Source organism: Haloterrigena sp. KLK7 (genome assembly GCF_037914945.1).
Taxonomy (GTDB): domain Archaea; phylum Halobacteriota; class Halobacteria; order Halobacteriales; family Natrialbaceae; genus Haloterrigena; species Haloterrigena salinisoli.
On the sequence record NZ_CP149787.1, the window covers coordinates 761,483 to 775,844 of the forward strand.

15 protein-coding genes are annotated in these 14,362 nt (G+C 66.9%); 6 read left to right on the forward strand and 9 right to left on the reverse strand.

The window, feature by feature from the left end; translation table 11 throughout:
* The first annotated feature begins 11 nt into the window (after positions 1–11).
* Both WD430_RS03670 and WD430_RS03675 read left to right on the forward strand, forming a co-directional pair.
* Positions 12–257: a PRC-barrel domain-containing protein gene (locus WD430_RS03670; RefSeq protein ID WP_339104681.1), complete on the forward strand. Its 246-nt coding sequence runs from the start codon at positions 12–14 to the stop codon at positions 255–257.
* Positions 258–261: 4 nt separating this feature from the next.
* Positions 262–720: an NOB1 family endonuclease gene (locus WD430_RS03675; protein WP_339104682.1), complete on the forward strand. Its 459-nt coding sequence runs from the start codon at positions 262–264 to the stop codon at positions 718–720.
* 33 nt (positions 721–753) lie between these two features.
* Here WD430_RS03675 and WD430_RS03680 read toward each other — a convergent pair whose 3' ends face one another.
* The 5 genes from WD430_RS03680 to WD430_RS03700 all read right to left on the reverse strand — a co-directional run bounded on the left by WD430_RS03680 (position 754) and on the right by WD430_RS03700 (position 5,421).
* Complete coding sequence (locus WD430_RS03680) at positions 754–1,878, reverse strand: type II CAAX endopeptidase family protein (RefSeq protein ID WP_339104683.1); 1,125 nt, start codon at positions 1,876–1,878, stop codon at positions 754–756.
* A 166-nt stretch (positions 1,879–2,044) separates the two neighbouring features.
* On the reverse strand, positions 2,045–3,346 hold the full coding sequence (locus WD430_RS03685) for a glucose-6-phosphate isomerase (protein WP_339104684.1): 1,302 nt from the start codon (positions 3,344–3,346) through the stop codon (positions 2,045–2,047).
* 63 nt (positions 3,347–3,409) lie between these two features.
* Positions 3,410–4,225, reverse strand: a complete 816-nt coding sequence (locus WD430_RS03690) for a helix-turn-helix domain-containing protein (RefSeq protein WP_339104685.1) — start codon at positions 4,223–4,225, stop codon at positions 3,410–3,412.
* Positions 4,226–4,609: 384 nt separating this feature from the next.
* Positions 4,610–5,080: a response regulator gene (locus tag WD430_RS03695; RefSeq protein ID WP_339104686.1), complete on the reverse strand. Its 471-nt coding sequence runs from the start codon at positions 5,078–5,080 to the stop codon at positions 4,610–4,612.
* Positions 5,081–5,118: 38 nt separating this feature from the next.
* On the reverse strand, positions 5,119–5,421 hold the full coding sequence (locus tag WD430_RS03700; protein ID WP_339104687.1) for a hypothetical protein: 303 nt from the start codon (positions 5,419–5,421) through the stop codon (positions 5,119–5,121).
* A 175-nt stretch (positions 5,422–5,596) separates the two neighbouring features.
* Between WD430_RS03700 and WD430_RS03705 the strand changes: the two genes are divergently transcribed.
* On the forward strand, positions 5,597–6,070 hold the full coding sequence (locus tag WD430_RS03705; protein WP_339104688.1) for a DUF5812 family protein: 474 nt from the start codon (positions 5,597–5,599) through the stop codon (positions 6,068–6,070).
* Positions 6,071–6,093: 23 nt separating this feature from the next.
* Here WD430_RS03705 and WD430_RS03710 read toward each other — a convergent pair whose 3' ends face one another.
* Positions 6,094–6,366, reverse strand: a complete 273-nt coding sequence (locus tag WD430_RS03710) for a hypothetical protein (RefSeq protein WP_339104689.1) — start codon at positions 6,364–6,366, stop codon at positions 6,094–6,096.
* A 181-nt stretch (positions 6,367–6,547) separates the two neighbouring features.
* On the opposite strand from WD430_RS03710, the gene secF reads away from it, so the two are divergent.
* Positions 6,548–7,432 carry a protein translocase subunit SecF gene (secF, locus tag WD430_RS03715; RefSeq protein ID WP_339104690.1) on the forward strand — a complete coding sequence of 295 codons (885 nt, stop codon included), beginning with the start codon at positions 6,548–6,550 and terminating at the stop codon, positions 7,430–7,432.
* A complete protein-coding gene (locus WD430_RS03720; RefSeq protein WP_339104691.1) occupies positions 7,429–9,054 on the forward strand; it encodes a preprotein translocase subunit SecD in 1,626 nt (541 codons plus the stop codon). Before secF ends, WD430_RS03720 begins: the two co-directional genes overlap by 4 nt.
* A 663-nt stretch (positions 9,055–9,717) precedes the next feature.
* Here the strand turns inward: WD430_RS03720 and WD430_RS03725 are convergent.
* The 3 genes from WD430_RS03725 to WD430_RS03735 all read right to left on the reverse strand — a co-directional run bounded on the left by WD430_RS03725 (position 9,718) and on the right by WD430_RS03735 (position 13,030).
* Positions 9,718–10,731 carry a sodium:calcium antiporter gene (locus WD430_RS03725; protein WP_339104692.1) on the reverse strand — a complete coding sequence of 338 codons (1,014 nt, stop codon included), beginning with the start codon at positions 10,729–10,731 and terminating at the stop codon, positions 9,718–9,720.
* 89 nt (positions 10,732–10,820) lie between these two features.
* Entirely contained in the window at positions 10,821–11,570 is a 750-nt protein-coding gene (gene rnhB, locus WD430_RS03730; RefSeq protein ID WP_339104693.1) for a ribonuclease HII, read from the reverse strand.
* An 86-nt stretch (positions 11,571–11,656) separates the two neighbouring features.
* Positions 11,657–13,030: a tRNA pseudouridine(54/55) synthase Pus10 gene (locus WD430_RS03735; protein WP_339104694.1), complete on the reverse strand. Its 1,374-nt coding sequence runs from the start codon at positions 13,028–13,030 to the stop codon at positions 11,657–11,659.
* Between the two features lie 179 nt (positions 13,031–13,209).
* Here WD430_RS03735 and WD430_RS03740 point away from each other — a divergent pair, with 179 nt between their 5' ends.
* Positions 13,210–14,325 carry a trypsin-like peptidase domain-containing protein gene (locus tag WD430_RS03740; RefSeq protein WP_339104695.1) on the forward strand — a complete coding sequence of 372 codons (1,116 nt, stop codon included), beginning with the start codon at positions 13,210–13,212 and terminating at the stop codon, positions 14,323–14,325.
* Positions 14,326–14,362: the final 37 nt, after the last annotated feature.

Here is a 14,362-nt window from a genome sequence, read left to right on the forward strand (position 1 = left end):
TACGGGTACGCATGAGCGATATACTCGCTGAAAATCTCTCGGGGAAGTCCGTCATGGGTTCCGACGGCACCGAGCTCGGACTGCTCTATAACATCACGATGGACCTCAAATCCGGCAAGCTCCACGATCTCGTTATCGATCCCGACGACGAAGTGTCCCAGCGAACGGTCGACTTCGACGTCGACGACGCCGGCCGCTTCCTCGTCCCCGTCAACCGCGTCCAGGCGGTCAAAGACTACATCGTCGTCCAGCGCTAACGGTATGTACGTTCTCGACTCCTCGGCGTTTATCCACGACTTTCACACGACAGAACAGACTGCAACCATCCCGCTCGTCCGCGAGGAACTCGAAGACGAGAGCGCCTATCGCTACGACGCGATGGAGGGCTCGGGGATGCACATCCACATCCCCAACGACGACACCACCGAGAAGGTCCAGCGCGCGGCCCGCGAGTCCGGCGACCTCGACGTCCTCTCCGACACCGACGTTCGCCTCGTCGCGGCGAGTTTCGAACTCGACGGGACGCTCGTGACCGACGACTACGCGATGCAAAACGTCGCGGAGAAGCTCAACGTCGACGTGGAGGTGATCGCCCGCGAGGGCATCGACGAACAGCGCCGCTGGCAGTATCAGTGTCAGGGCTGCGGTCGCGAGTTCGACGAACAGAAGGACCGCTGTCCGATCTGCGGCTCGGAACTGGCCCGCAAGAACCCGTCATAACTTCGTAATTATCGACGACGATCGACGAGTTTCTCACACGAGATACTCGACGAAGATCAGCGCGTTGTAACAGCCGTGGACCAGCGCCGGCACCAGCAGATTGTCCGTCCGCTCGTAGATCGCTCCGAGGACCAGTCCGAGCGCGAACACCAGCGAGAGGCTCGCGAGCATCGCTCCCGGTCCCGCGGTCGCGTACGCGGTCACGTGGACGAGCATGAAGACGAGGCTTCCCACGAGGACGGCGCCGGCGCGCGAGAACCGCTCGTAGAGGGACTTCTGGATCACGTTCCGGTAGAACAGCTCCTCGAACGGGCCGACGAACAGGAGCATCGACGGGACGGCGACCATCGCCAGTTCGGGATTCTCGGCCAGCCGCTGGGTGGTGCTGTGATCCGAGGGATCGATTCCGAGCGCCGTCATGAGCTGCGAAATCGCGATGTTCGCGGCGAATATCAGGACCAGCCCGAGCACGATCCAGCCGACCGTCCGGAGCGTCGGTCGCTCGAGGTCGACGAACGACCGGTCGCGACCGCGGTAGGCCAGATAGCCCGCCGCGACCCCGCCGAGGCCGAGCGCGTAGGCGGGGTACTCGATCAGTGACTGCTGGAGCGCCGTGGGTTCGCCGACGAGGGCGCTCACCGGCAGCGAGAGGAACAGCGCGGCGATCGAGATGCTGAACAGTCCGACGACGGCGAGTACGCTCACTTCGACCGTCAGTACGAGTCGGCGGTACAGTCCGCGGCCCGAGATGCCGCCGCGATCGGCGATCCCGACGCCGACCGTCCCGATCGCAGCGATCAGCGCGACGAACAGCAGCGAGATCGACCCCTCGAGGCCCGGAACGACGATCGATCCCAGCACGCCCTGGGTGATCGCGTACCCCGCGAGGGCGACGACGAGGAGGCTCCCGCCCGCCGCGGCCGGACCGCTGACGCGGCGCTCGAGCAGTCCGTGCCGACGACCGACGAAGGCGCCCGTGGCGACGAGGGCGCCGACCGCCGCGAGCCAGACAGCGGGAGCGTCGACGCCGCGGCGGACCGGAAGCAAGAGCGCGACGAGAACGACGGCCGAGAGGACGGTACCGACGGTCGGGACGACGGCGGACGCGGCCGAGCCGGCGTCGCCGTCACCGTCGGCGGAACGGGTGAGATCGCTCATACGTGATCCTTCGAGCGCGTGCCCATAGGCGCACCGCAACGAAACCGTCGGCCGCCGGCTTCGGTCCCGTTCGGTGTGGGACTCGAGGCGTCGCGAGTCGGTGCTGGGCGGCTCGGATCGCCACTGCGGGGAGCGAGTCGTCGCGAGTCTCCGGCGGCCCGACGCGCTACCGTTCGATTCGAAGTTCGGTCTTCTCGGCGACGGCGTCGGCCTCCTCGAAGTCCCCGCCGCCGAGCAGGCCGCGGGTGGCCTTCTTGGCCCACTCGACGGCCGGCTGTTCGAACGTGTTGACGCCGTAGAGTTCGCCCGCGAGGACGCAGGCAGCCTCCATTCCGTACAGGAGCCCGCCGAGTTCGTACTCGTCGACGCCCTCGAGTTCGATCCGGACGTTCGGCCGGTCGGCCGCCGCGAGGCTGGCCTCGGTCGCCTCGAACTCCGCCTCGAGCAGTTCGCCGAGCGTCGCGTCGCCGAGGTACGCCAGCTCCTCGACGTCGGTGTCGGGGATCGGTCGGTCGTCGGTCTCGCCCGGCGAGACGAAGGTGACGAGCTTGTCCCGCGGACCCGCCCGATAGAGCTGTAACTGGGAGTGCTGGTCGGTCACGCCGAGGGCTCGCACCGGCGTCTGGCCCAGGTCGTCCTTCCCCAAACTTTCGGCCCACAGCTGGGCGAACCACTCGGCGAAGGTCTCCAGCGACTCCGCGTAGGGGACCATGGCGTTGATTCCAGCACCGCGCTGATCGAGCGCGTAGGCCGTCGCCCCGTAGGCGTAGGCCGGGCACTCGAACAGCGAGCCGGTCAGGGTCTCGCGCTCGGCGGCGGCGCCCTCGAGGAGCGCCTCGAGGTCGTGGCCGCAGACGGCCGCCGCGACCATGCCGACCGCCGACAGCGCCGAGAAGCGACCCGGAACGCCGTCGGGGACCTTCAGCGACGGCAGGTCGTGGCGGTTCGCGAGGTTCCGGAGCGGGCCGGACTCGCCCGTCGTGACGATCGTGCGCTCGGTCCAGTCGACGCCCGCGGCCTCGAAGGCGTCGCGGACGACGAGGAAGTTCGCCAGCGTCTCCGCCGTCGTTCCCGACCGCGAGACCACGTTGATCGCCGTCTCCTCGAGGGGCAGTCCCTCGAGGTGGTTCGACACCCACTCGGGATCGACGTTGTCGAGGTAGACGGCCTCGGTGTCGCTCTCGTCGGCGAGCGCGTCCGTGATCGTCGCCGCGCCCAGCGCGCTGCCGCCGATGCCGACCGTGATCAGGGCCTCGGCGTCGGCGACCGGTTCGACGGCCGCTCGGATCTCCTCGGGGTCGGTTCGCTCCGGGAGGTTGAGGGCCTCGTAGCCGTGCTCTCCGTTTTCCATGCCCTCCGCGATGCGCTCGTGAGCGTCCGCGACCTGTTCGTCCAGGCGCTCGAGGGCGTCCCTCGAGGCGCCCGGCGACGCGACGGACGCGAGCGCGTTACCAATGTCGACGTGCATACGCGAGAAGGCGACCGCCTGCGGTAAAGGCGTTCCGTCAGCGAGCGACCGTCGACGCGGGCGTCACGCTCCCGGGTCTTCCATCGCGGAGAGGCCGGCCGTTACGAGTCTGCGCAGGAGCACGACGACCCCGTTCTGGAGTCCCTTGGCGAACACGGCCTGCTCTTTCGCTTTGCCACTGTCGGCGTCGGGATAGTAGGTACCGATCAGCAGCGTCTCCCGGTCGACGAGCAGGATCCGGCTGATCGCGACCTCGGCGTCCAGTTCGCTTCCGGTGAGCCAGTCCATATCGGTTTCGAACACGCGCGTCTCGGGGAGCCGCGCCTCCAGCGTCGCCGTCGTCTCCGTGGTCTGGCCGCCGAGAACGACGGTGAGGTCGCGCCCGATCGCCTGCTGGACGCCGTCGAACAGCGCCTCGGAGAGAACGTCGTCGTCGACGACGAGCAGCGCGATCTCCGACTCCGCGTTCCCGATCAGTTCGAGCGTCCGCGACTCGATCGCCTCGTGGCCGCTCAGCGACCAGATCTCCTGGACGTGATCGTCGTCCTCGGGCTCCTCGACGTCCGCCTCCTCGAGATACGTCTCGAGCGTGTCGATCCGATCGTTGTACTTCTCGCGCAGAATCCGCGTCGCCTCGCTGATCCCGACGGCGCGGTACCGCTGGGGGCTCGAGTGCTGGACTTCGACCAGGCCCTGCGACTCGAGGACGCGAATGGCGTCGTACACCCGCGTTCGCGGCACCTCGGAGATCTCGTGGATCTCCTTTGCGGTCCCGTTGGGGAGTTTATTCAACGCTATAAAACAGCGTGCTTCGTACTCCTGCAGACCGAGGTCCTGTAACAGACTAATCGCCTCTACCGTTGTTTCGTCCTGTGTCATGGCCCAACCACGAATTCGGATAACCGAACACCGGATATACGGCGCGCGCATGGAAAAGAATTCGTGTTCTCGAAAACAGCGTTTGACTCCGACAAACCGTGAAACCGACGAAACGTGGAATTTTCCCGTTCACTCAGATTATCACACAAGCTACTTGGGGATCGGTTCAGTAGAGGGTAGTGGCAGGTCCCATTAGGCCCAACCACGATGGGGCCTGTCGATTCTCTGAGGAACGACTATCCGTGAGTCCAGTAGCTACGTCTCAATAGAACTCCATTCCCGATACCCGCTCACGGGGCGGCCGAGCCGATAATCGGATCGGACCCGGCCAGTCGGGTGTTCGATCGCACCGGCCGCGTGGTTCGGGCGAGCGACGGCCTCAAATCACGCTGAAACCGGGGGGAGGCGCGCCTGCTCGAGCCAGAAGCGTTCGATCCCTTCGACGAGCGAGACGTACCCGCTCAGGTCGGTCGGCTTCGGTAGAGACGCGTTGGCTCGGGCCTCGTAGCAGCGCACGATATCGTCCGTCCGATCCGCTTCGGTGAGGGCGACGACCGGAAGCCGCCGCAGTTTCGGGTCGTCGGCGAGCGCCTCGAGGATCGCGACCCCGTCGTGGGTCGGCACGTTCAGATCCAGAAGAGCGAAGTTCGGCGGTGAGTCCGACTCGGACTCGACCGATCGACAGAGGAACGACAGCGCGTCGCTACCGCTGGTTACAGCGTGCAGTCTGGTCTCGCGATTCCGCTCCGCGATCGCGAACGCTTCCCGAAGCAGGTCGACGTCGCGCGGGTCGTCTTCGACGAGCAGGACGTCGATCGGTTCGTCGGCACCGCTTCGATGAGTGAAGGAGGACATATACTATCTCTAATGTCTTTTCGGTCGGCACCGGTCCGCTATCCCCGTATGGCCGGCAGGAGTTCCCGGTTGTCGGCGACCACTCGCAACATCGGTTCGATCTCCGCGAACCGAGGCCCCCGCACGACGGTGTCCGTTCGCCGATCCCACTCGATAAAGCCGTACTCCTCCAGTTTGGGGAGGTGAACGTGCCGTCGCTCGACCGCCGCGCTGTACCGCTCCTCGATGCCGTCCGGCGGCGAATCGATATCGACCCCCTCCCGCTCGAGCAGGGCAAACAGTATTCGTCGCTGTTGCCCGTCCGACAGCGCATCGAACAACAGGTCTCGTATCTCTCCCATGCGGAGGGCTATTTGGTTCAGATACGGTTGACACCCCGTCATTTTCACGCGAATCTGAGTTTTGAGTAACTGAGTGAACGTCTCCGTCGCGAGTGATGCAGTCGGCGAGCGGCGCCCGTCGCCGTCTCGATCGAAAGCCGAAACCCCGAAACCCGACCACCGCCTACGACCGTTCATGACCGAACAGACGAGCACGTTCGTCGTCACCCACGCCGAGAACGAGTCGGCCGTCGTCCGCGACGTCGAGACCGCACAGGTCCACACGCTCGGCTCGAACCCCGGTCTCGAGGTCCACGACGTCCTCGAGGCGACCGTCGCTCCCGAGCCGCCGCTGGAGGTCACCTGGGAAGTGATCGACGTCGCCGACCGACGATCGATCGAGCTAGTCGACAGCGACCTCGCGCCGACCCAGCACGCGACGGAGCTGGCCGCCGACGCCGACGTCGGTGACCTGATTCAGGAGGAGCGGGCCGGAACCGGCGAGATACACGTCTTCCGCGTTCCCGAGGACGAGGTGGAGTCGGCGGCGCAGGACGTTCTCGACGACGCGGAGACCATCGCGCGGGCGGCCCGACTCGAGGCGGTCCGCGTCGAGGTCCGTCGGTCGGCCGACGACGGCGTGTTGAGCGTGCGGTATCTTCCCGACTGAACTGGCCGGCCCCGCGCCGGGCGTCACTCGTCCTCGAGTCGTCCGTCCTCGCGAGTCACGTAGCCGAGTTCGGTCTCGTCGACGATTTCGGCGCCGCCGTCGACGCGTTCGACCCGCAGCGACACGTCGCGCGTGGACCCACAGCCCACGCCGACGAACTCTTCCCAGACGTCGCCCACACGGGCCTCGTCGTGGGTCTTGTGGAGGTACGACCGGAACGACTGCGTCTCGAGTTGCCGCCGGGCCGTCTCCGAGAGGGCGGCCGAATACGAGACTACGACGCGTTCGGCGGTCACCTCGTCCGACCGATCTGACCGCGCGCCTGATCGTCCGGACTGCCGATTGGATTCGGTCACGATACTCGAGCGGACGGCCTCGAGCGGCTTCAGCCTACGGTATTTCTCACTGCCGGTCTGATTGAAACATGCTGCAGAAATTGAGAAGGCTTACCTCAGGGGCCATCCAGTGGTCGAGTATATGGGGTATTTCGACGTACCGGAACTTCCCTACACCCGGTACAGCAACCGCCAACTCGCGGCGGTGCCGCTCGCGGTACTCGCGGTTGCATTGCTCGTTCTCACCGGCACGTTCCTCATGACGGGAACGCCGGTACCGCTGGGGATGGACTTCGCCGGCGGCTCCGAACTGACTATCCAGACGACCTCCTCGCAGGAGGAGATCGCGAACGCCTTCGACGAGGAACCCGAGTCGATTCAATCGGTCTCGGCGCCCAACTCCCAGAACCAGTACGTCGTCCAGTTCACCTCGACCGACCTCGAGTCGCTGAGCCAGCAGGCCGAGGAGAACTTAGAGCAGGACGGCGACAACGACGTCGTCCAGCTCCAGTCGACGGTTTCGGGGAGCTTCGGTCAACAGACCCAGCAGACGGCGCTGCTGGGGATCGCCGTCGCCTTCGTCGGGATGAGCGTCATCACCTTCCTGCTGTTCCGGACGTTCGTGCCGTCGATCGCCATCGTCCTCTCGGCGTTTTCGGACCTGGTGATTCCGCTGGCGTTCATGACGATCGCCGACATCTCCCTGTCGCTGGGAACAGTCGCGGCCCTACTGATGTTGATCGGCTACTCGGTCGACTCCGACATCCTGCTGAACAACCACGTCCTGCGTCGGCAGGGTGACTTCTACGAGAGCACCCACCGCGCGATGCGGACCGGGATCACCATGACGGTGACGTCGATGGCGGCGATGCTCGTCATGGGCGTCACCGCGGGGCTGTTCGGCGTCGAACTGCTCTCGTCGATCGGGATCGTCCTCTTCGTCGGTCTCGCGGCCGACCTGATGAACACCTACATGCTCAACCTGAGTCTGCTTCGCTGGTACAAGTTCGAGGGGATCCGCTCATGACTGGGCCGGTCGCGTTCGTCAAAGCCCACTGGCGGCTGCTGCTGCTTGCCGTCTTCATCACCGGCGCGATGGTCTCCCTGTTCGTCCCCGGCGGCGTCATGGGGGACAACAGCTACGTCGAGACCCAGGACAGCGGGGCCACGAACCTCGAGTACGGGCTCGACCTCGAGGGCGGGACGCGAATCAGCGCTCCGGTCACCGGGATGACCGCCGAGAACATCGACGCCGGCGCCGTCAGGGAGAACGGCAGCGTCGATCGGGAGCGACTCACCGAAATCGAGCGGACGCTGTACGACGAAACCGGCCTCGAGACCGGGAACGTCCGCGTCAGCGTCGACGACGACGGGAACGCCCACGCGGAACTGTTCACCGAGAACGTGAGCGAGGCGGAGTTCGCCGCCGCGCTCGCCGAGGCCGGCGTCGAGGTCGATCCCGACGAGGACATCCGCGACGGCGTGACGGCGGAGACCCGCCAGCAGATGGTCGATACGATCCAGTCGCGGATCAACGCGGCCGGGCTCTCCGGCGGCAACGTCTACGAGTCGGCCAGACTCGGCGGCGGCTACTACATCGTCACCGAGGCACCAGACATGGGCGCCGAGGAACTCCGAAACCTGCTCGCCGAGCGAGGGATCGTCGAGGTGCGGGCCTACTACCCGACCGACGACGGTAACCACACCAACGAGACGGTCCTGACCGGAAACGATATCGCGAACGTCGATCCGCCGGAGATCGACCAGAGAACCGGGAGCAGCGTCGTTCCCGTCCAGGTCGACAGCAACGCCGCACCGGAGTTCCAGTCGCGGTTGAACGAGCTCGGCTTCACCGATGAGGGCATCGGCCAGTGTGATCTCCGTGGTAACGGTGAGACCATCTCCTTCCAAGAGGAGTACAATCGAGATCAGTACTGTCTCGTGACCGTCATCGACGGCGAGCCCGTCGACGCCCACTCCATGGGACCTGATCTCGCGAGCTCGATGAGCGCCGGCTCCTGGGAGAACAATCCCACGTTCCAGATGGGCGCACAGAACACCGAGCAGGCCCAGTCGCTCTCGGTGAACCTCCAGTCCGGTTCGTTGCCCGCGCCGCTCGACTTCAGCGAGGACCAGACCTACTCGCTGTCGCCGGCGCTGGCCGATCAGTTCAAACTCTATTCGCTGGTGATCGGCGCACTGGCGGTGATCACCGTCAGCGGCGTGGTCTTCCTGCGATATCGGAACCCACGCGTCGCCGCGCCGATGATCGTCACCGCGATGTCGGAGGTGATCATCCTGCTCGGCTTCGCGGCGCTGATACGCATGCCGCTGGATCTCTCCCACGTCGCCGGGTTCATCGCGGTGGTCGGCACCGGGGTGGACGACCTCGTCATCATCGCCGACGAGGTGATGGACCAGGGCGACGTCAGCTCGAGGCGGGTGTTCGAGTCCCGCTTCCGCAAGGCGTTCTGGGTCATCGGCGCCGCCGCGGCGACGACGGTCATCGCCATGTCGCCGCTGGCCGTCCTGAGCCTCGGCGACCTCCGCGGGTTCGCCATCATCACCATCCTCGGCGTGCTCGTGGGCGTGCTCATCACCCGGCCCGCCTACGGGGACATCCTCCAGCGGCTGCTGACGGACAGGTAACCCACACGCGATCCCAGCGGTCTTTTCAGCGCTCGTCGACTTCGCTCGAGCGCCGGCGAATCGATCGGACAGCGACGCGCAGTGGAGACCGAGCCTCAGTAGCTCAGTCTGATCCCGAAAGACGACGTGCAGTCCCGCTACCTCGCCGACCAGGCTATCCGTCGGTGGCGCGCGCTGGCGTCGCACCTGAGCGTTGCGAAGGTGCGTCGGTAAATCCGCGCGAGGGATGAGCGAACGAGCAGAGCGAGTGAGCGAATCGGCTGGGGAGGGTGTGGCAATTCCTCGTCACCGCGAGAGCAGAACGCTTCTCATCACCGTCCGTATCGATCGAAGCGCCGTTCGACTCGAGTCGTTCACAGAGCGGCTCCGCCGCTCGATCCGTCGTGCGACACGGCACGGTGCCGAGAACTCCCCGCTACCGCTCGCGAGCAGAGACGGTTCGGATACCGACGTTACGTCGCGTCTCGGCACCGCGGGCACCAGTTGACGGTTCCGTCGTCACCGTAGACGCGCTCGAAGTCGAGAGAGACGGGGTTGTCGCAGTTCGTGCAGACTGGCATATTGAACGTCGCAACTGATCGCTCCGACGGGAAAAGCGGAGCGCCTGCGAGTGCAGCGACGGGTCGGGAACGCGAGGAGCCGCCGATCGCTGCGATCCGCGTCTCACGTCGGGACGACGTTCGTCGCGCCGACGCTCTCGAGGAGCAGCCAGACGACGAACAGGCCGTAGAGCCCGAGCAACAGCCGCGCCTCGCGCTTGGAGAGCAGCATCTCTGTCCGGATGACGGTGAAGAAGACGATCGTCGCGAGGATCAGGAAGCCCATCATCGGAACGATGTGCGTGAAGGTGATCGACAGGGTCCCGGCGACCAGCACGCCGGCCGGCACCGCGACGAGCAGGTCGAAGACGTTACTGCCGAGCACGTTCGCGAGACTGACCGACGAACGGCCCGACCGGGCGGCGGCGACGCTGACGAAGGCGTCGGGGACGCTCGAGCCCGCGGCGACGACGGTCATCCCCCAGAGGAACGCGGGGGTGCCGAAGGCCTCGCCCAGCCCGACCGCGGCCCGGACCAGTCCCTCGACGCCGACGACGATCACCGCCAGTCCGAGCCCGAACCAGAGCCAGGCCCGCCCGAGGGCGACGTCGCCGTCGGCCGTCGTCTCGTCCTCGGTAGTGTCCAGATACTGGGTAAACACGTAGAGCCCGTACAGGACCAGCGGGAACAGCGCGAGCGGTCGGGTGACGTCTCCCTGCAGCCCCGCTCCTTCGGCCGGGTAGTAGATGACCGCCAGCGAGAACGTCAACAGCAGGGAGGCGACCGCGAGCATGTAGAACAGCGCCTCCTTGTACACCAGATCCCGACCCGTCGACATCCCGCCGTCGTCGGCCGCGAGGACCGAGACGGCCGGGATCGCCAGCAGGTTGAACACGGCCGAGCCGACGATCGTGCCGATACCGATCTCGAACTCACCGTGTAACAGCGTCGAGACGAGCACGCTCACCAGTTCCGGCATGCTCGAGCCCGCGGCGGCGATAATCGCCCCCTGGACGACCGCCGGCACGCCGTAGCCCGCCGCGAGACGGTTCGCGGACGTCTCGAGCCACGTGCTTCCCTTCCAGACGACGGCCGTTCCGACGGTCGCGAGCGCGAGCAGTCCGACCACGTCGAGCATGCTCGAGACGTGGGTCCACGAGTATTATAAAACGGTCGACACGTGTTCGCCGGCACCGATCGGCCCGCCTCGAGCGCGCCAGTCGACGTTCAGAACTGCTCGAGGCCCGTTTGCTGAGCCTCGGCGAGCAGATCCTCGCAGGTCGACCACGTCTCGCGCGCGAACGGGGGCAGGTCGCCGTGCTCGTCGACGTAGGACGCGAGGAACTCGCGGGTGTTCGGATCGCTCGGGTAGCCGCTGCCGACGGGGCCGTACTCGTCGGCGATGGCGGCGACGTGAGCGTCGCGTTCGACCTTCGCAACGACGCTGGCCGCGCCGACGATCGGCGACTCGTCGTCAGCGCCGTGGCGGGCCTCGATCTCGAGGGCGTCCGCCAGCGGGTCCGGGAGCGAGGGGCGTGACCCACAGGCCGACGCGACGCGGCGAGCGAAGCGGTCCTCGTCGGTATCGCAGGCGTCACAGAGCCCAGTGATTCGGTCGGACGTGGCCTCGAGCGCGTCAGTGGGATGGGCCTCGAGCGCGTCGGCTTCGGCTCCGTCCGACTCGAGATCGAGGTCCTCGAGCGCGCCGCCGATCGCCTCGGCGTGGGCCGCGACGGCCAGCGAGTTCATGTCCGTCTCCGGATCGTCGATCCGCGTTGGCGTGATCTCGGCGACGCCGACGTGAAGGCGCTCGTCATCGCGGATCGTCGCCGCCAGTTCCTCGCGGCGCTCGGGCGCGAGTCGCTTCGAGTCCGCGATTCCGTCCGGGAGATCGGCGGGATCCTCGCAGTAGACGGCCGCGGCGAACATCGACCCGAGCGCGGGTCCCTTCCCGGCTTCGTCGACGCCGAATGGCATACCTCGAGGGTCCGTGGCCGACGGCTAAATCGTTGCGCTGTTCGGTCGTGGGCTCGCAAAAGACTAACCGCCGATAAGTCGTCTCGTCAGGCGTCCGCCGAGGCCGCCTCGCCGTCGTCCCGCGGCTCGTCGAGGAAGTACTCCTCGAGTTCGAACGGCTCGTCCTCGCCTTCGACGCCGGTGACGTCCAGCGCGGTCACCTCGGCGTCGGTCTCGAGGACGCCCGCCAGACTCGGCTCCGTGCGGCCGTCGTCGCTGCTGATCAGTTCCTTGACGTACAGTCCCCCTTCGCCGTGGAGGCGGACCTCGGCCTCGGTCGGCGACCGGAGCTCGCCGTCGATGTCGTAGACGGTCCGCTCGCGGGTGAGATCGGCCCGCCGGTGGTCGACGCGCTGGGGCGTGTCCTGCTGGACCGTGGTTCCGGTCAGCTCCTCGAGGGCGGCCTCGAAGTCGGCCTCGTCGACGGGGTCGGCGAACTCGACGTCAGCGCGGTAGCGCTTGCTCGCGTCGTGTTCCTTGACGCGCTCGACCATCTCGTAGGTCGCGAGGCGGAGTCCCTCGACCTCGACGCTCCCCTCGGCGGCGTCGTTGATCTCGCGCTCGAGTTCCGCGGCGTCGGGGTCGCGGGTCTTGGGTCGCTTGACCTCGAGGACGAACGGGCGACCCTCCTCGAGCATCCGGGCGTCGACGTCCTCGCGGCCGGCGCCGTGGAAGGTGCCCTCGTCGCCGTCCATTGCGTCGACGACGTGCGGGCGGACGGTCTGTTCGACGCTGGTGTCGTACATGTAGCCCGAGCCGCCACAGTAGTCGCAGGGTTCCTCGCCGTCGTCGCTCAACTGCGTTCCGCTGCCGCCACACTCCCGGCAGGGCCACTCGGTCTGCGGGATGTCCCGCTCGAGTTTGCGGTAGCGGCCGTAGACGAAGGCGGGGTTGAGCTGGACGTCGACCGCGTGGCCCGTGACCGTCCCCGACTCGAGGGCCTCGAGGGGATCGAACGCCTCCAGATCGACGATCGCCAGCACGTCGGGGCGATCGAAGTCGACGTCGGTACCGGTCTTCGCGCCGACGCGCCGACCCACCTCGCGGTTGATTTCGCGTTTGAACGACTCGCCGACGTCGGGCTCGAGGCCGGCGTCCTCCCGGAGGAGCCGGTCGTTCTCCTCGACCAGCGGCGGGACGCGGCTCCCGACCTGATAGGTCGCGAAGTCGGCGTCCTCGAGGGCGTCGACGACGGTCTCGGCGATCGCGTCGACGGCCCCCGAGTACCCCTCGCAGACCCAGCAGTCGGCGGGCTCGTCGGGCTCGAAGTCGGCGTCGTCGGCCATCGCGATCGTCGTCCGCAGCGCCCGGCCGCGCTCGGCGTTGGTCAGTCCGAAGCTCCGCTCGGCGAAGGGGCGACCGAGACAGGAGTCACAGACCGGCCCCGTCTCGAGCAGCGCGCGGGCGTCTTCCGTGATCATATGGCGGGAATCGGGCGGCCGCGGGTAACACGTTTTCCCTTCTGGCCGTCGGCCCGCGGAGACGAAATCGCGAGGATCGATCTCCCGACCGGCGTATCGTTCTGCCTCGACTGATAGTAATGATAAACAGACGGTCACGCGTCCCGGACGTTCAAATGGGTCGAGTGCGAGTCCCGAGTATGAACGGATTTCGACCGGATCGCCGCGAGTTCCTCGCGCTCGCCGGTTCCGGTCTCGTCGGTGCTATCGCCGGCTGTGCCGAGCCCCGCTCGGCCGACTCGATGGAGGGCTCGTCCTCGGCTTCGATCGAGCGGACGATCGACCCGGACGACCGCGCGGACGGCTCGACGTTCACCGACGTCTACGAGGGGGTTATCGACGCAGTCGCACAGGTACGAGCGCTGGGCTCCGGGAGCCCGTACAGCAGCGAACGGGGCGGGGGACAGGGCTCCGGCTTTCTCGTCGACGACTCCCACCTGGTCACGAACGAACACGTCGTCGCCGACGCCGACACCGTCGATCTCCAGTACATCAACGGCGACTGGTCCGACACCGAGGTCGTCGGCACCGACTTCTACAGCGATCTGGCCGTCCTGAAAGTCGACCAAGTCCCCGACGAGGCGACGCCCCTCGAGCTGGCCGCCGAACGCTCCGTCGTCGGTCAGGAGGTACTCGCCGTCGGCAATCCCTACGGGTTCCGGGGGTCCATGTCGAAAGGCATCGTCAGCGGCGTCAATCGCACGCTCGACATGCAGGGCCGGGCGTTCTCGTTTTCGAACGCGATCCAGACGGACGCCGCGGTCAACCCGGGCAACAGCGGCGGGCCGCTGGTCGATATGAACGGCGAGGTCGTCGGCGTCATCACCGCCGGCGGCGGGGACAACATCGGCTTCGCGATCCCGGCGACGATCGCGAGTCGCGTCGTCCCCTCGCTGATCGAGACCGGGACGTACGACCACGCCTACATGGGGATCACCCTCGCGACCGTCGACCGATACATCGCCGAGGCCAACGACCTCGCCGAGGCGACCGGCGTCATCGTCACGGGGGTCGAGCCCGGCGACCCGGCCGACGGCGTCCTCCGGCCCGCGAAGCCCCGCCCGCGGGACTCGATCCCCGTCGGCGGCGACGTCATCTACGCGATCGACGGCAAGCCGATCCCCGACCGCCACGCGCTCTCGAGCCATCTCGCGTTACGGACCAGTCCGGGCGACACGATCGAGATCGAGTGTCGGCGCTACGGCGACGAGACCACGGTATCGCTGACGGTGGGGTCCCGACCCCCAGCCAGATGAGAGCGCGCGGACGCGGCCGCCAGCCGCCGGCATCGCT